The organism is Nocardia sputorum, from assembly GCF_027924405.1.
GTDB lineage: Bacteria > Actinomycetota > Actinomycetes > Mycobacteriales > Mycobacteriaceae > Nocardia > Nocardia sputorum.
The window spans coordinates 6,867,925-6,881,419 of sequence record NZ_AP026978.1; the positions used below are offsets into that span (position 1 = coordinate 6,867,925).

12 protein-coding genes are annotated in these 13,495 nt (G+C 68.8%); 6 read left to right on the forward strand and 6 right to left on the reverse strand.

What is annotated here, in order from left to right:
- Positions 1 to 103 precede the first annotated feature (103 nt).
- Complete coding sequence (locus tag QMG86_RS31035) at positions 104 to 1,594, forward strand: ABC1 kinase family protein (RefSeq protein WP_281876407.1); 1,491 nt, start codon at positions 104 to 106, stop codon at positions 1,592 to 1,594.
- A gap of 132 nt (positions 1,595 to 1,726) precedes the next feature.
- Here QMG86_RS31035 and QMG86_RS31040 read toward each other — a convergent pair whose 3' ends face one another.
- Entirely contained in the window at positions 1,727 to 2,326 is a 600-nt protein-coding gene (locus tag QMG86_RS31040) for a DUF459 domain-containing protein (RefSeq protein ID WP_281876409.1), read from the reverse strand.
- Positions 2,327 to 2,410: 84 nt separating this feature from the next.
- Here QMG86_RS31040 and QMG86_RS31045 point away from each other — a divergent pair, with 84 nt between their 5' ends.
- Together QMG86_RS31045 and QMG86_RS31050 are read left to right on the forward strand one after the other, a co-directional pair.
- Complete coding sequence (locus QMG86_RS31045) at positions 2,411 to 3,205, forward strand: 2OG-Fe(II) oxygenase family protein (protein WP_281876410.1); 795 nt, start codon at positions 2,411 to 2,413, stop codon at positions 3,203 to 3,205.
- Positions 3,192 to 3,962, forward strand: coding sequence for an SDR family NAD(P)-dependent oxidoreductase (locus QMG86_RS31050; protein WP_281876411.1), 771 nt, complete (start codon positions 3,192 to 3,194; stop codon positions 3,960 to 3,962). Before QMG86_RS31045 ends, QMG86_RS31050 begins: the two co-directional genes overlap by 14 nt.
- Positions 3,963 to 3,971: 9 nt before the next feature.
- On the opposite strand, the gene QMG86_RS31055 is transcribed toward QMG86_RS31050, so the two are convergent.
- Positions 3,972 to 4,838, reverse strand: coding sequence for an SDR family NAD(P)-dependent oxidoreductase (locus QMG86_RS31055; protein WP_281876412.1), 867 nt, complete (start codon positions 4,836 to 4,838; stop codon positions 3,972 to 3,974).
- A 20-nt stretch (positions 4,839 to 4,858) separates the two neighbouring features.
- Entirely contained in the window at positions 4,859 to 5,758 is a 900-nt protein-coding gene (locus QMG86_RS31060) for a polysaccharide deacetylase family protein (RefSeq protein ID WP_281876414.1), read from the reverse strand.
- A 268-nt stretch (positions 5,759 to 6,026) separates the two neighbouring features.
- On the opposite strand from QMG86_RS31060, the gene QMG86_RS31065 reads away from it, so the two are divergent.
- Positions 6,027 to 8,399: a lysylphosphatidylglycerol synthase transmembrane domain-containing protein gene (locus tag QMG86_RS31065; protein ID WP_281876416.1), complete on the forward strand. Its 2,373-nt coding sequence runs from the start codon at positions 6,027 to 6,029 to the stop codon at positions 8,397 to 8,399.
- On the opposite strand, the gene QMG86_RS31070 is transcribed toward QMG86_RS31065, so the two are convergent.
- Entirely contained in the window at positions 8,396 to 9,106 is a 711-nt protein-coding gene (locus QMG86_RS31070; protein ID WP_281876418.1) for a class I SAM-dependent methyltransferase, read from the reverse strand. The genes QMG86_RS31065 and QMG86_RS31070 overlap by 4 nt on opposite strands.
- 98 nt (positions 9,107 to 9,204) lie before the next feature.
- On the opposite strand from QMG86_RS31070, the gene QMG86_RS31075 reads away from it, so the two are divergent.
- On the forward strand, positions 9,205 to 9,780 hold the full coding sequence (locus QMG86_RS31075) for a TetR/AcrR family transcriptional regulator (RefSeq protein ID WP_281876419.1): 576 nt from the start codon (positions 9,205 to 9,207) through the stop codon (positions 9,778 to 9,780).
- A gap of 151 nt (positions 9,781 to 9,931) precedes the next feature.
- On the opposite strand, the gene QMG86_RS31080 is transcribed toward QMG86_RS31075, so the two are convergent.
- On the reverse strand, positions 9,932 to 10,534 hold the full coding sequence (locus tag QMG86_RS31080; protein ID WP_281876420.1) for a cysteine hydrolase family protein: 603 nt from the start codon (positions 10,532 to 10,534) through the stop codon (positions 9,932 to 9,934).
- A gap of 67 nt (positions 10,535 to 10,601) precedes the next feature.
- Entirely contained in the window at positions 10,602 to 12,173 is a 1,572-nt protein-coding gene (gene fadD5 / locus QMG86_RS31085; RefSeq protein ID WP_281876421.1) for a fatty-acid--CoA ligase FadD5, read from the reverse strand.
- Between the two features lie 340 nt (positions 12,174 to 12,513).
- Here fadD5 and QMG86_RS31090 point away from each other — a divergent pair, with 340 nt between their 5' ends.
- Positions 12,514 to 13,491, forward strand: a complete 978-nt coding sequence (locus tag QMG86_RS31090) for an NAD(P)H-dependent flavin oxidoreductase (protein WP_281876423.1) — start codon at positions 12,514 to 12,516, stop codon at positions 13,489 to 13,491.
- Positions 13,492 to 13,495 lie beyond the last annotated feature (4 nt).

Consider the following 13,495-nt stretch of genomic DNA (forward strand, 5'->3'; position numbering starts at 1 on the left):
AAGTCACCTTTCGACTGGTTTCGTACACGTCCCAGACAGTCTAAGCCCTACTGATCGGTACTGCACATGTGTCACACTTGTGCGCGCGACTGTGAGGTGAGTCATGACCATCCGGCCCATCGGCGAGCGCCCCGAGGAGGGGACCGCGGGCAAACGATCCCGGCTTTTCGCTTCCAGGCCCCATGGCAAACCGCCTGTTCACGGCGCTGTTCGTGGTGCGAAGCTGGCCGCGCTGCCGGTGGCGTTCGCCGGGCGGCAGGCCGCGGGGCTCGGTAAGCGGGCACTCGGCAGATCGGCCGAAGAAGTCAATCGCGACATCCAGCTGCGCACCGCGCAGCACATCTTCGAGGTGCTCGGCGAGCTCAAAGGTTGCGCCGCGAAATTAGGGCAGCTTCTGGCCATCTACGAGCTGGCGCTGCCGCGGGACGTGGCCGAGCCGTACCGGATCGCGCTCGCCAGGCTCCAGGACGCCGCGCCCGCGATGCTGCCGCACGCGGTGCATGCCGCCATGGCCGAAAGCATGGGCGCGCAATGGCGTTCGAGCTTCCGCGAATTCGACGACCGGCGCGCCGCGGCGGCCTCGCTCGGGCAGGTGCACCGCGCGGTCTGGCACGACGGCAGGACGGTCGCGGTCAAGGTGATGTACCCCGGCGGTAGGCAGGCGGTGGCTCGCGATCTGGACCACTTGCGCCGGATCTCCTATCTCGCAACGGTATTCCTGCCCGGCGCGGACGTGAATGCGCTGACCGAAGCGATCTGCGCGTCGGTCACCGGTGAACTCGACTATGCGGCGGAGGCGAATTACCAGAGGGCGTTCGCCGCGGCCTATGCCGACGATCCGGACTTCCACGTGCCGAATGTCGTTGCGCAGCAGGGCGACGTGTTGATCAGCGAATGGATCGACGGCACGCCGGTCCCGCGCATCGTCGCCTCCGGCACGCAGGCCGAGCGCGACCGCGTAGGCATGCTCATGGTCCGCTTCGTGACTCGCGGCTGGGGCCGGCACGGACTGCTGTACGCCGATCCGCATCCCGGCAACTTCCGGCTGCTACCCGACGGACGGCTCGGCGTCATGGATTTCGGCGCGTGCTGCGCGTGGCCGCCCGCGGGTTTCGGCGATCTGACGCTCGACTGCTGCAAGGCGATCTTCCGGGGCGGGCCGGGTGATCTGGCCGCGGCCACGCGCAGACACGGCTTCGTCGCGAACGGACGGGCCATCGACAGCGAGGCGCTCTACGCGGCGATCACCCCGTGTGGTGAGCCGTTGCGGCACGCGACCTATCGCTTGACCACACGCTGGTTACGTCGACAAGTATTGCGCACCACGAATCCTCGGCTGACCAACGTGGTGCGCCAGATGACCATGCCCGCCTACTTCACGCCGTTCGCCCGCTCGTTCCTCACGCTGGTGGGCGTGCTCGGGCAGCTGGAGACCGAAGGGCCTTACCGCGACGAGATCATTCATTGGGTACCGGAATTGAGCGAGGCGTTCAGTCCCGATGTTGCGCCGGAAGCGGTTTCGGCGACGGCAGACCTGGACACCGTTCGGAGACGGCGCGACGGGACGCGCAAGCGGGGCCTGCCGATCGGATGAGCACCAGTACGTTGCAGCACAAGCGGATTCGGTGACCCGCCTAGCCGCGAACAGCTATTGCCGGCTATTCTGCCATTTCCGTCTGAGACAGTACGACGAATCCTCGGTACCCTGTGTTCGGAAAACGACATTTCACCCCGCCAACCACGCCCGCCACCGCGGAGCGATGAGCGCGGCGATCTCCGCGTAACCCGCGGCGCCGGGATGGGCCCCGTCGCCCGCCCGAACCTCGGCGCCCCACACCGCGTTGTCGCGCAACGGCTGATGCACGCGCACGTACGGCACCCCGGACGCGGCGCAGACCCGCGCGAACCGCTCGTCCAGTGCCGCGGTGCGGGCATTGTGCTCCTCGTCCGCGATCGGCGGCGGGGCGACCATCAGCACCGGCCAACCCCGCGCCGCGGCCTGGGCCAGCAGTGCGCTCAGATTCGCGACCGACTCGTCCGGGGTCACTCTCGGACCGCCGTTCTCGTGCAAGGTGTCGTTCACGCCGAACGACAGAACGACCCTGGCGTCCACGCCCTCCGGCAGGCGGGGTGCGCATTCGGCCGCGAAGCGCCGGACGACGTCCGTCGAGGTCTGTCTGCGCACCCCGAGGTTGTAGGCGGTCAGCGGGACGCCCTCCGCGTGCGCCGCGGACGCGAGCCTGCCCGCCCAGCCCAGGCAACCCGGGTCGCCGACACCGGCGACGAACGAGTCTCCGACGAAACACACACGCAGATCACGGCTCACCGGATGATCCTCGCAGCGCGGAGACCGGCCCATCTGCGCCGGGTGCGGGCAATATGATCACGGAGGTTCGACCGGGAGGGACTAATGGTGACAACCGAGCCGGAACTCACGACACCGCCGGTTCCGCAGTGGTTCGCGCAGTTGTTCGCCCATCGGCGCTGGGTCCGGCGCAGCAGGCCGTTTCCGCACGTGTACGCCCGCGACGTCTTCGTCCCCGAGTTCTACCAGCGCCTGGCCGACCAACTGGAACGCGTTCGCCGAGAACGCCCCGACCGGTTCGTCACCGTCGCCGACGGCTACAGCGCCGATGGAATCCGATTCGCCGACCTGCGCGACGGTCCGCTCGCGGTGTTCGCCACGCGCGAGTGGCACGACTTGGTCGCCCGGCTCGGCGGCGTCGAAGCGACCGGCGACGTCGAGGGGTCGGTGCACCATCACGGGCCGGGCAGCCCGTTCGGCTGGCCGCACAACGACCTCAACCCGGCCTGGTTCCCCGGGCCCCCGCCCGGTCTCGGGGAAGTGCGGCTGCCCGACGGCACCGTCCACACCAAGACCGGAGCGCGCGCGCCGGGCGTCGTCGCGCGTGAGACCGTCCGCGCCGTCGCGGTGCTGTTCTATCTGGGCAATCCGGGATGGGAGCCCGGCGACGGCGGCGAGACCGCGCTGTACGACCACGTCGCCGACGGAACCGCGCTGCCGTCGGTGGCTCTCGTCCCGCCGCTGGACAATTCGCTCGTGCTGTTCGAGGTCACACCGCGCAGCTGGCACACGTTCGCGGGCAACAACGCCAAAGACCGCAACAGCGTGGTGATGTGGGTGCATCGCACCAAAGCGGACGCCGAACGACGCTGGGGAGGAGACCGGATTGTCCAGTGGTGACCGCCGCGTCTGCCTGCTCACCGGCGCCGGCGGCACGCTCGGCGACGCCTTCTGCCAGGCCTACTATCGCGACTACGACATCGTCGCCGTATGCCGCACGCGCACGCCGGCCGTGCCCTCGCAGCTGGAGTGCTACGTCGATCCGCTGGCGCCGGACGCGGCGGTGCCGGAGAACGACTCCCGGGTGTTCGTGGTCCGATCCGATCTCACCCAGCCGGGCGAGGTGGAACGCGTGGTGGACCTCGCGCTGGCCCGGTTCGGCCGGGTCGACCTGCTGGTGAACAACGCGGCGCACGTCCGGCTGCACCCGCGCGGCATCGTCGACGGCGACGCGGCGCTGGACGACTTCGATGCCCATTTCACGCTGAACGTGGCGGTACCGCTGCGTCTTTCGGCACGGCTGGCACAGCGGTCCTGGCTGCACGCCGGCTCCGAGAATCTCGCGCGCAACCGCAACGTCGTCAATGTCTCGAGCATCTCCGGCTCGGAGGTCTATCCGGGACAGACTCTGTACTCCGCGTCGAAGGCCGCGCTCGATCAGCTGACCCGCAATCTCGCGGCCGAATTCACCGAGTTCGGTGTGCGCGTGAACGCCATCGCGCCCACCACGTTTCCCGTGCTGGTCCCCACCGAGCACGTCGCGCGGGCGATCGTCGAGTTGGACGCGAGCGAGGTGTCCGGCGGAGTGTACGGGGTCGGCGTCGAACCGAACCGGACGGACGGCAACTCCCTCCGGCTCGCCGACGCCCAACCCTGAACCACCGGACTATCCGGTCGCGAGCCCGGTGGCGCGCTCGGAGAGCGTCCAGAGCCGACGCGCGAGTTCGGCGTCGACCGCCTGCTTGTTGCGCGGTCGCTCCAGCTTCAGCCGGTGGAAGTACTGCCCGTTGATCGCCGCGCCGTCGGCGGTGGTAGCCAGGTGGATCAGCGGCTCGGCGCCTTTGTCCGGTTGGATGAAGAACAGGCGACCCAGCGGCGACCGGATGACCCGGCCGAGACCGAACGGAGCGTTGTCGTAGACGTGGGTGGCGACCGCGCCGGGATGGAAGGCCGCGGTGGTGATCCCGGTGCCCTCGGTGCGGCGCGCCAGTTCCCGGGTGAACAGGATGTTCGCCAGCTTCGACGCGCCGTACGCGCCGAGCTGGTTGAACGAACCCGTCACCGCGTTGGCCGTGTCCAGGTCCAGTTTCGCCATCCGGTAGGTCGTGCTCGCGGTGTTCACCACCCGGGCCCGGGCGTGGGTCAAGCGCTCCAGCAGCAAGTTCGTCAGCAGGAACGGCGACAGGTGATTGACCTGGAAGGTGAGCTCGTTGCCGTCGGCGGTGACGGTTCGCTCGCGCCACGCGCCGCCCGCGTTGTTGGCCAGCACGTCGATCGTGGGATACCGGTCGAGCAGTTGGTCGGCCAGCTTGCGCACGTCGTCGAAGCGGGCGAAGTCGGCGACGAACGGCTCCGCGCCTGCCTTCGCCGCCACCTCGGCGGTCCGCTCGGGTGACCGGCCGACCACCGCGACGGTGGCGCCGCGCGCGGCGAGCCGCTGCGCCGCGGCGGCGCCGATGCCCGAGCTCGCGCCGGTCACCACCACCGTCTTTCCGGTGAGGTCCTTGTCCTGTCCCTGGTCCTGCGCTGCCATCGCCGCCTCCCGAGCATCGGTTATCCGACCCGATCGTCTTCGGCTCGCCCGGATTCGGCAAGCCCTGACGCACCGGAGTAGTGCTCGGCGATCTCGTCGCTGGTGGTCAGCCACACTCCCGGATGGGTGGCCACGTACTCGAGCGCCTGATCGAGGTACTTGATCCGGAACGCCTGCCCGATCACGAACGGGTGCAGGGCCAGCGCCATGACGCGCCCGCTGCCGGCCGATTCGGCGTAGAGCTGGTCGAGCTGATCGCGGACGATCCGCACGAAGTCCGGTCCGCTGGTGGCTTTGCCCAGGAAAAGCGTGTTGTCGTTGAGCTCCACCGAGTAGGGGACGCTGAGCAGGCCGGGAACCGACAGCGGATAGGGCTGGTCGTCGTTGGTCCAGTCGAGTACGTAGCCGAGGCCGAGCTCGGCCAGCAGCGAGGGGGTTCGGAACGACTCGGTCAGAGCGGGCCCCATCCAGCCGCGCGGCTTGCGGCCGGTGGCTCGTTCGATCGTCGCGACCACGTCGGCGAGGTACGCGCGCTCCGCATCCGCCGGAAGGTCCGCCTGGAAGATCGAGTTGTTCTTCCCGTGCGCGAGCCACGCCCAATTCCGTCGCACACCCGCCGTCACGATCTGCGGATAGTGTTCGACGACATCCGAATTGAGCAGTGCGCTGGCGCGGATACCGTGCCGGTCGAGCACATCGATCACCCGCCAGATGCCCACCCGCGGTCCGTAGTCGCGCCAGCCGTAGTTCAACGGGTCGGGCGCGAGCCCGGACGTGCCGGGAAAGATGCTCGTGGACGGCCGGTCCACCTGATAGTGCTCGATATTGAGCCCGACGTAGAACGCGACCCGGGCGTCACCGGGCCAGCGCAGCGGCGGGCGGTCGACGATCGGGCTGTACTCGAAGAGTTCGTTGTCCATGCCCTCATGCTGGAACTTGACACTAATGTGAGGATCAACGCCGAGAATGGTGATATAGGACACAACAGACAGCCGATGCCCGGCACCACCGCCGAATCCCCGAGCGTGCCGAACGGTATCGTGCAGCGAACGAAACAACCGATCTCGTACGCACATGGGTAACTCAACGGGTACGCCCAAAAGAGGAGTGGCGCTCAACGCAAGACCTGAAGGCGGGTCTCGCGCCTCCCAACCAGTACGGCCTGAGTACCCGGAGAGGCGGGCGCGCATGCGAGTGGACGGGCGAGAGATCCCGGTCACGGGCAGCATGCTACAGCCGCTGATCCGCCGCACGAGCGACATCGTCCGGGTCGTCCTCGCGGCCCTCTGGGTGGCGGTCGTCATCGCGGCCTCCCTGATCACCCGCCCGGAATGGCTGGCGCTGGAACAGTCGGTCTCCGAGATCGTCGGCTTCCTCAATCCGGACCAGTCGAACCTGGTGTACCTGGTCTACGGCATGGCGATCCTCGCGCTGCCCTTCGCGATCCTGATCGAGCTGATCATCGGCAGGCAATGGAAGCTGCTCGCCGGTTACGCCGCGGCCGGGGCCGTCGCCGCGCTGCTGTTGTCCATCACCGGCACCGGACTGTCCGCGCCGAAATGGCATATGCAAGTGCCGGACCGGTTGGACACCTTCCTGTCCCAGTTCCTCGACGACCCGCGCTGGATCGCGATGATCGCCGCGATGCTCACCGTCGCCAGCCCGTGGCTGCCCGTCCGGCCGCGGCGCTGGCTGTGGTTCCTGCTGCTCGCGTTCGCGCCGATCCACCTCGCGGTCAGCACCGTGGTGCCCGCCCGGGCGATGTTCGGGCTGGCGGTCGGCTGGCTGGTCGGGGCGGTGATCGTGCTCGTGGTCGGCACGCCCGCACTCGAGGTCCCGCTCGACGCGGCCGTCCGGCTGCTCGCCCGACGCGGGCACACGGTCACCGGATTCACCGTGGTGCATCCGGCGGGCCGCGGGCCGCTGGTGCTCGCCGCGGCCGTCGAGGGGCCGGAACGCGAGCTCGTCGTCGAGATGTTCGGCAAGAATCAGCGCAGTTTCGGCGCCCTGCGGCAGCTGTGGCGGTGGCTGACGTTCCGCTCCAGTGAGACGGCGGCCATCCACGGTTCCATGCATCGCGCGGTCGAGCACCGGGCGCTCATGGCGATCGCCGTCGCCGATCTCGGACTCGGCAGCTGCACGCCGGTCGCGGTCGCCGCGCTGTCGCGCGGCTGGATGTTGTACGCGCGCACCCAGCCCTGCGGGACGGCCCTCACCGAACAATCCGCCGAAGTGCTGCCCGGCGTGTGGCGGGCGCTCGACACCTTGCAGCGGAAACAGATCTCGCACGGCGACCTACGGCCGGTCGACATCCGCGTCGCCGACGGCGTCACGTTGTTCGGCGGCTTCGGCAACGCCGAGTACGGAGCGTCGGACGCGCAACTGCAATCCGACATCGCCCAATTGCTGGTAACGACCACCGCGACGTTCGGCAAGGAGCCCACGGTGCGGGCGGCGATCGAAACGCTGGGGGAGGCTCGGGTGCTCGCTGCCGCGAGCAGGTTGACCAAGTCCGCCATACCGACCGGGATCCGCAAAGCGGTTCCGGAATGGAAGGCCGCGCTCTCCGACGCCCGCGAGGAGGTACGCAGACAGACCGGCCAGGACCGGATCGAGGCCGAGCAGATCACCCGGTTCTCCCGCAACCAGATCATCCAGCTGGTGCTGCTGATCGGCCTGGTGTACGTCGCCTACCCGTTCATCAGCGCCGTGCCGACCTTCTTCACCCAGCTGCGCACGGCCAACTGGTGGTGGGCGCTGGCCGGGCTGCTGGTCTCGGCGCTGACCTACGTCGGCGCGGCGGCGGCGCTGTGGGCCTGCGCGTCCGGTGCGGTGAGCTTCCGCAACCTGGTGATCATGCAGGTCGCCAACACTTTCGCCGCGACGACCACGCCCGCACGGGTCGGTGGACTCGCGCTCAGCGTGCGATTCCTGCAGAAGGGCGGCGTCGGCGCGGTGCGCGCCACGGCGGCGGTGGCGCTGCAACAGGCGGTGCAGGTGATCACCCATCTCAGCCTGCTGCTCGCGTTCAGCATCTTGGCCGGCACCTCGACCGATCTGTCCCACTTCGTCCCGGACGCCACGGTGCTGTACCTGCTCGCCGGTGTCGGCGTCGGCATCGTCGGCACGTTCATGTTCGTGCCGAAACTGCGCCGCTGGCTGAACAACGCGGTCCGCCCGCAACTGCAGGAGGTCCTCGGCGAGCTCGCCGACCTCGCCCGCGACCCCAAGCGTTCGGCGGTGATCGTCCTCGGCTGCGCGGCGATCACCCTCGGCCTCGCCGGCGCGCTCTGGGCCAGCGTCGAGGCGTTCGGTGGCGGCACCACCTTCATCACCGTCACCATCGTCACCATGATCGGCGGCACCCTGGCCTCGGCCGCGCCGACCCCGGGTGGCGTCGGCGCGGTCGAGGCCGCGCTGATCGGCGGCCTGGCCGCCTTCGGGCTGCCCGCGAACATCGCGGTGCCCTCGGTGCTGCTCTACCGCGTGCTCACCTGCTGGCTTCCGGTGTTCTGCGGTTGGGCGACCATGCGCTGGCTGGCGAAGAAGGACCTGATCTAGGTTCGGTCCGGCACGGCTCGCGGCTTGGTGGCCGACAGGACGCCGGTCGCGGGACGCACGACGACGAACTCGACGTCCTCGAAACCGGTGGCCTCCAGCATGTCTCGATACCGGCGAATGTCGATGCCCGCCATGGGATCACCGTGGTCGTCGCCGTGGCCGGTGTCGTGGGTGCGGTGGGCCGCGAACCGGGCCATCACGCGCACGGCGGTGGAGCGGAGCGGGTCGGTCGGATAGGTGTCGGCGAGCAGCAACCGGCCGCCGGGCCGCAGTACCCGAAACATCTGCGCGACGGCATCGGCACGGTGCGCCGCGGGGATGTGGTGCATGGCGAAGGTGCAGGTCACCAGATCGGCCGATACGTCGGGCAGCGGAAGCGACTGCGCGGTACCGCGTTCGAATCGGCAATTCGCCAGGTCGCGGCAACGCGCGGTCGCGTAGTCGACCATCTGCGGCGCCGGGTCGACACCGATGACCCGGCCGGCTCGGCGCGCCAGCACCCGAGCGAGGTCGCCCGGGCCGCAACCGACGTCGACGACATCGGCGTCGGGCGCCGGACGAGCCAGTCCGGCGAGGCGGGCGTTCAGACGGTCTCCTCCGCCGAGCAGGAAAGCGGCTTTGAACGCGCGGTAACGGCGCGGCTGGGTGAGCAGGACTCCGACGTCGTCGTGCGAAGTGATGGCAGACTGTGGTTCGTTTCGGGACATGAGTTCAGGATCTGCCGCCGTCGCGCTGCCGACCAGGGGCAATGCCCCGGGATCCGTCCGGAACCGGACGCATAGGAAACATCTGTCCGGGAGGCACCGTGCCGGAAGAACAAGACACCGCGGATCGCCGGGTGCGCCGCACCAGAGCCATGCTGCACCGGGCGCTGATCGAGCTGATGATCGAGCGCTCGTACGACCGGATCACCGTCCGCGACATCCTGGATCGCGCGGACGTCGGGCGGTCGACGTTCTACGCGCACTACCGCGACAAGGACGATCTCCTGCTGCGCAGCAGCACCGACTACCTACGCGCCGCCATGGCCGCGGCCGAGCCGGACGCCGACGCTCCCGAGCTGCTCGCCCCCGTGCGCACGCTATTCGGCCTGGCCGCAACTCATCCGGAGATCTACCGTGCGCTGCTCGGCCGCAAGAGCGGCACCGTGCTGCTGCGCACCACGCGGGTAATGGTCGCGCAGATCCTCGCCGAGCGGCTGGGCGAGCGGCTGGCGATGCCGGAGGACGAGTTCGCGACCACCGTGACGTTCCTGTCCTGGGGTGTGGTCGGCCTGCTCGGCGCCATCGCCGAACCGCATCCACCGCTCTCGGCCGAGGAGGCGTACCACCGGTTGGTGCGCCTGGTCGGCCCCGGCTTGGCCGATCGGGCGCGAGACTGAGCCGCGCTCTCCGGTGTCCTGTCTGCGGGTTTCCATCGCTTTCGCGCAGACGCTTCTTGCTTCGCCACCGGCCGACCCGCTCGAGTGGAGCTCGTCTGTTCTGCCAAGGAGTTGGGCGCGGCGGCAGGCCGGTTGTCAGCCCGCGCGTCGCTCAGCGGCCGAGGAGCTCCAGCGCGTCCGCGGCGCGGACGCTGCCCGCGGTGACGAGTTCGAGGTTGGCCAACGCGGCTTCGTGCGCCTCCGGGCCCGCGGCGGCCACGCAGTCGGCCACCACGTGCACGGTGAAGCCGAGATCGGTGCCGTGCCGGGCGGTCTGCTCGACGGTGAGATTGGTCGCGACGCCGGTGAGCAGGAGCGTCTCGATACCCTGATCCGCCAACCACTCCGGCAATTTGCTGCCCGCCAAGCCGGACAGTTTCTGATTGTCGAACACTTCCGTCGGCTGCGCCGCCATCTCCGGAATGATCGCGGCGCCGGGCGAATCCGGCCGGAACTCGGTTTGCGCCGCGCCGACCGAGCGCATGAATCCGGTGTTGCGCACCAGCTCACCCTCGCCGACCGGAATGGTGAACCTGGTGAAGATCACCGGCACCCCTGCCGCCGACGCCGCCGCGTGGAAGTCCGTCGCCCGCGACACCACACCGGATGCCGCCACGGGCGCGGCCAGCATGGGTCCGAAAAACCCTTCCGGCCGAATGACATTCACCTGCCAGTGCAGCGCCAGCACGGCGGCGCGGATGCGTCGGATCGCCATGTGACGACCTTACGCATCCGCGCCCGCGCCCAGTGTCCGATTCACGTGAAACGAACGCGTCGGCCGATCAGGACGAGTAGTCCTTGCGCAACTGGACTTTCACCACCTTGCCGCTCGCGTTGCGGGGCAGCTCGGGGAGCAGCACCAGGTCCTTGGGGTGCTTGTAGCGCGCCAGGTTCTCGTTGAGGAACGGCTCCAGCTCGGCGAGGGTCAGCTCGTCGTCCGGGTTGTGCAGCGCGACCACCGCGACCGGCACCTCGCCCCACTTCTCGTGCGCCCGGCCGACCACAGCCGCCTCGCGAATCTTCGGGTGCGCGAACAGCACGTTCTCCACCTCGGCGCAGTAGATGTTCTCACCGCCGGAGATGATCATGTCCTTCTTGCGGTCGACCACGTAGACGAAACCCTCTTCGTCCTGTCGGACCAGGTCACCGGAGTGGAACCAGCCGCCCGCGAACGCCTCGGCGGTGGCCTCGGGCTTGTTCCAGTAGCCCTGCATGAGCGTCGGGCCACGGTATACGATCTCGCCCACCTCGCCGGGCGCGACGTCGTTCATCTCGTCGTCGACGATGCGGGCCTGAATCGTGGGGATCACCTTGCCGACCGAGCCGAGCTTGCGGATGGCGTCCTTGCCCTCCAGCACGCAGGTGATCGGCGACATCTCCGTCTGACCGAATACCGCGACGTTGAACGCGTTCGGGAAGCATTCGGCCATCGCGCGCAGCACGGTGTCCGAGGCGGGCGCCGCGCCCCAGCTGAGCACTTCCAGCGCGAGTTTGCGGTCTTTCACCGTCGGATGATCGCAGACCAGCTGCCACTGCGCGGGCACACAGAAGGCGGAGGTGGCCTGCTCGCGCTCCAGCGCGTCCAAGAACTCACCGGCGTCGAAGGCGCCGAGCGGATGCAGCACCGTCTTCGAGCCGAGCAGGAAAGCCGGTGCGAGACTGCCGAGGCCGGCGATGTGGAACAGCGGCGAGGTGCACAGCCCGATCGAATCCGGTTCCAGCGCCAGCGCCCGGATGCAGGTCAGCGCCTGGGCGTTCATGTTGGCGTAGGTCAGCACCGCGCCCTTCGGGCTTCCGGTGGTGCCGGAGGTGTACATGATGAGGCTGGGGGTGTCCTCGGGGATGTCCAAGGGGGTATGCGGCTCACCCGGTTCGGCGAGCAGGTCGTCGAAGCCGATCGCGCCGTCGGCGGACGCGCCGCCGATCACCACGAGGGTCTCCAGCGCGGGCGCCTGTGCCTGTACGGCGGCGGCCAGCGGCTGCAAGACGGTGTCGGTGACGACCGCTTTGGCTCCGCTGTCGCTGACGATGTAGGCGACCTCCGGCGGGGTGAGGCGGAAGTTGACCGGGACCGCGATCGCGCCCAGCGCGTTGATGCCGAACACGGCTTCCAGGTATTCCGGGTAGTTCAGCGCCAGGATCAGCACCCGGTCGCCGAATCCGACGCCTCGGCGCGCCAATCCGTCGGCGAACTTCAGCGACCGCTCGTGCAGCTGCCGCCAGGTGGTGTCCACGCCGCGGAATCGCACGGCGACCGCGTCCGGGCGCATCTGCGCGTGCACGGCGATCTGGTTGTTCCAGTGGTTGCGCCGCGACCTGATCGGCTCGTCGAGCGCTGCTGCCCCGGTGGTCATTGCCACGAACTCCTCTCGGACCGCCATCGGCCCGCCGGGTGGTCCGACGGCGGCGACGGGCTGAATCGGGTGCAGAATAGCAACTAACTTAAACGCCCGGCAAGGGATTGCGGAATGAATCCGGGTTAATCAGCCTGACTACGCACCCCGCCCGGCGATACGCCTTCTAGCAGGCCATTTGATCTCTTTAGTCCGCTCACGGTGCGGAAACCATACCGACGAAGATCATCGAATATGCGAACCTCGGCTCACTTATGAGTTGAAGGCGGGGTGATTATCGTGTCACCATCGACCCCAACGGGCGAACCGGCACGCCCGCGCGAGACATAGGAGAAGCGCAATGCTGCGGACCAGGTTCACCGAGAAGTTCGGGGTGGAACATCCGATCGTGCAGGGCGGCATGATGTGGGTCGGGCGGGCCGAGCTCGTCGCGGCCGTCGCCAACGCGGGCGGGCTCGGCTTCATCACGGCCCTGACCCAGCCGACCCCGGACGACCTGCGCCGCGAGATCGCGCGCACCAGGGAGCTGACCGACAAGCCGTTCGGCGTGAACGTCACCATCCTGCCCTCGATCAACCCGCCGCCCTACGCGGAATACGTGCAGGCGATCATCGACAGCGGCGTCAAGATCGTCGAGACGGCGGGCAGCAACCCGGAGCCGTTCCTGCCCTACTACAAGGACGCCGGCATCAAGGTGCTGCACAAGTGCACCAGCGTGCGGCACGCGCTGAAAGCCGAGCGGATCGGCGTGGACGGGGTCAGCATCGACGGCTTCGAGTGCGCGGGCCATCCCGGTGAGGACGACGTGCCCGGCCTCGTGCTCATCCCGGCCGCCGCCCGCGAACTGAGCATCCCGATGATCGCCTCCGGCGGCATCGCCGACGCGCGGGGCCTGGTCGCCGCGCTCGCCCTCGGGGCGGACGGCGTCAACATGGGCACCCGGTTCCTGTGCACCCAGGAGTCCGCGATCGATCAGAAGGTCAAGGAGAAGATCGTCGCGAACTCCGAGCGCGACACCCAGCTCATCTTCCGCACCATGCGCAATACCGCGCGGGTGGCCGACAACGAGATCAGCCGCAAGGTCGTCGAGATCGAGAAGGCCGGCGGCACCTTCGACGACGTGCGGGATCTGGTCGCGGGAGCGCGCGGCCGCCGCGTGTTCGAGGAAGGCGACCTGGACGCGGGCATCTGGTCGGTCGGCCTGTGCCAGGGTCTGATCCACGACATCCCGACCTGCGCCGAGCTGATCGGCCGGATGGTCACCGAGGCCGAGGAGCTGATCACGGCCCGGCTCGCCGACACCGTGGTGGTCGGCTGACCGG

What these genes read in the sequence shown, in the direction of transcription:
- fadD5 (WP_281876421.1), bottom strand. Translation starts at nt 12,173, where the DNA reads ATGACCACCGGGGCAGCAGCGCTCGACGAGCCGATCAGGTCGCGGCGC.
- QMG86_RS31065 (WP_281876416.1), top strand. Translation starts at nt 6,027, where the DNA reads ATGCGAGTGGACGGGCGAGAGATCCCGGTCACGGGCAGCATGCTACAG.
- QMG86_RS31090 (WP_281876423.1), top strand. Translation starts at nt 12,514, where the DNA reads ATGCTGCGGACCAGGTTCACCGAGAAGTTCGGGGTGGAACATCCGATC.
- QMG86_RS31055 (WP_281876412.1), bottom strand. Translation starts at nt 4,838, where the DNA reads ATGGCAGCGCAGGACCAGGGACAGGACAAGGACCTCACCGGAAAGACG.
- QMG86_RS31045 (WP_281876410.1), top strand. Translation starts at nt 2,411, where the DNA reads ATGGTGACAACCGAGCCGGAACTCACGACACCGCCGGTTCCGCAGTGG.
- QMG86_RS31060 (WP_281876414.1), bottom strand. Translation starts at nt 5,758, where the DNA reads ATGGACAACGAACTCTTCGAGTACAGCCCGATCGTCGACCGCCCGCCG.
- QMG86_RS31035 (WP_281876407.1), top strand. Translation starts at nt 104, where the DNA reads ATGACCATCCGGCCCATCGGCGAGCGCCCCGAGGAGGGGACCGCGGGC.
- QMG86_RS31070 (WP_281876418.1), bottom strand. Translation starts at nt 9,106, where the DNA reads ATGTCCCGAAACGAACCACAGTCTGCCATCACTTCGCACGACGACGTC.
- QMG86_RS31080 (WP_281876420.1), bottom strand. Translation starts at nt 10,534, where the DNA reads ATGGCGATCCGACGCATCCGCGCCGCCGTGCTGGCGCTGCACTGGCAG.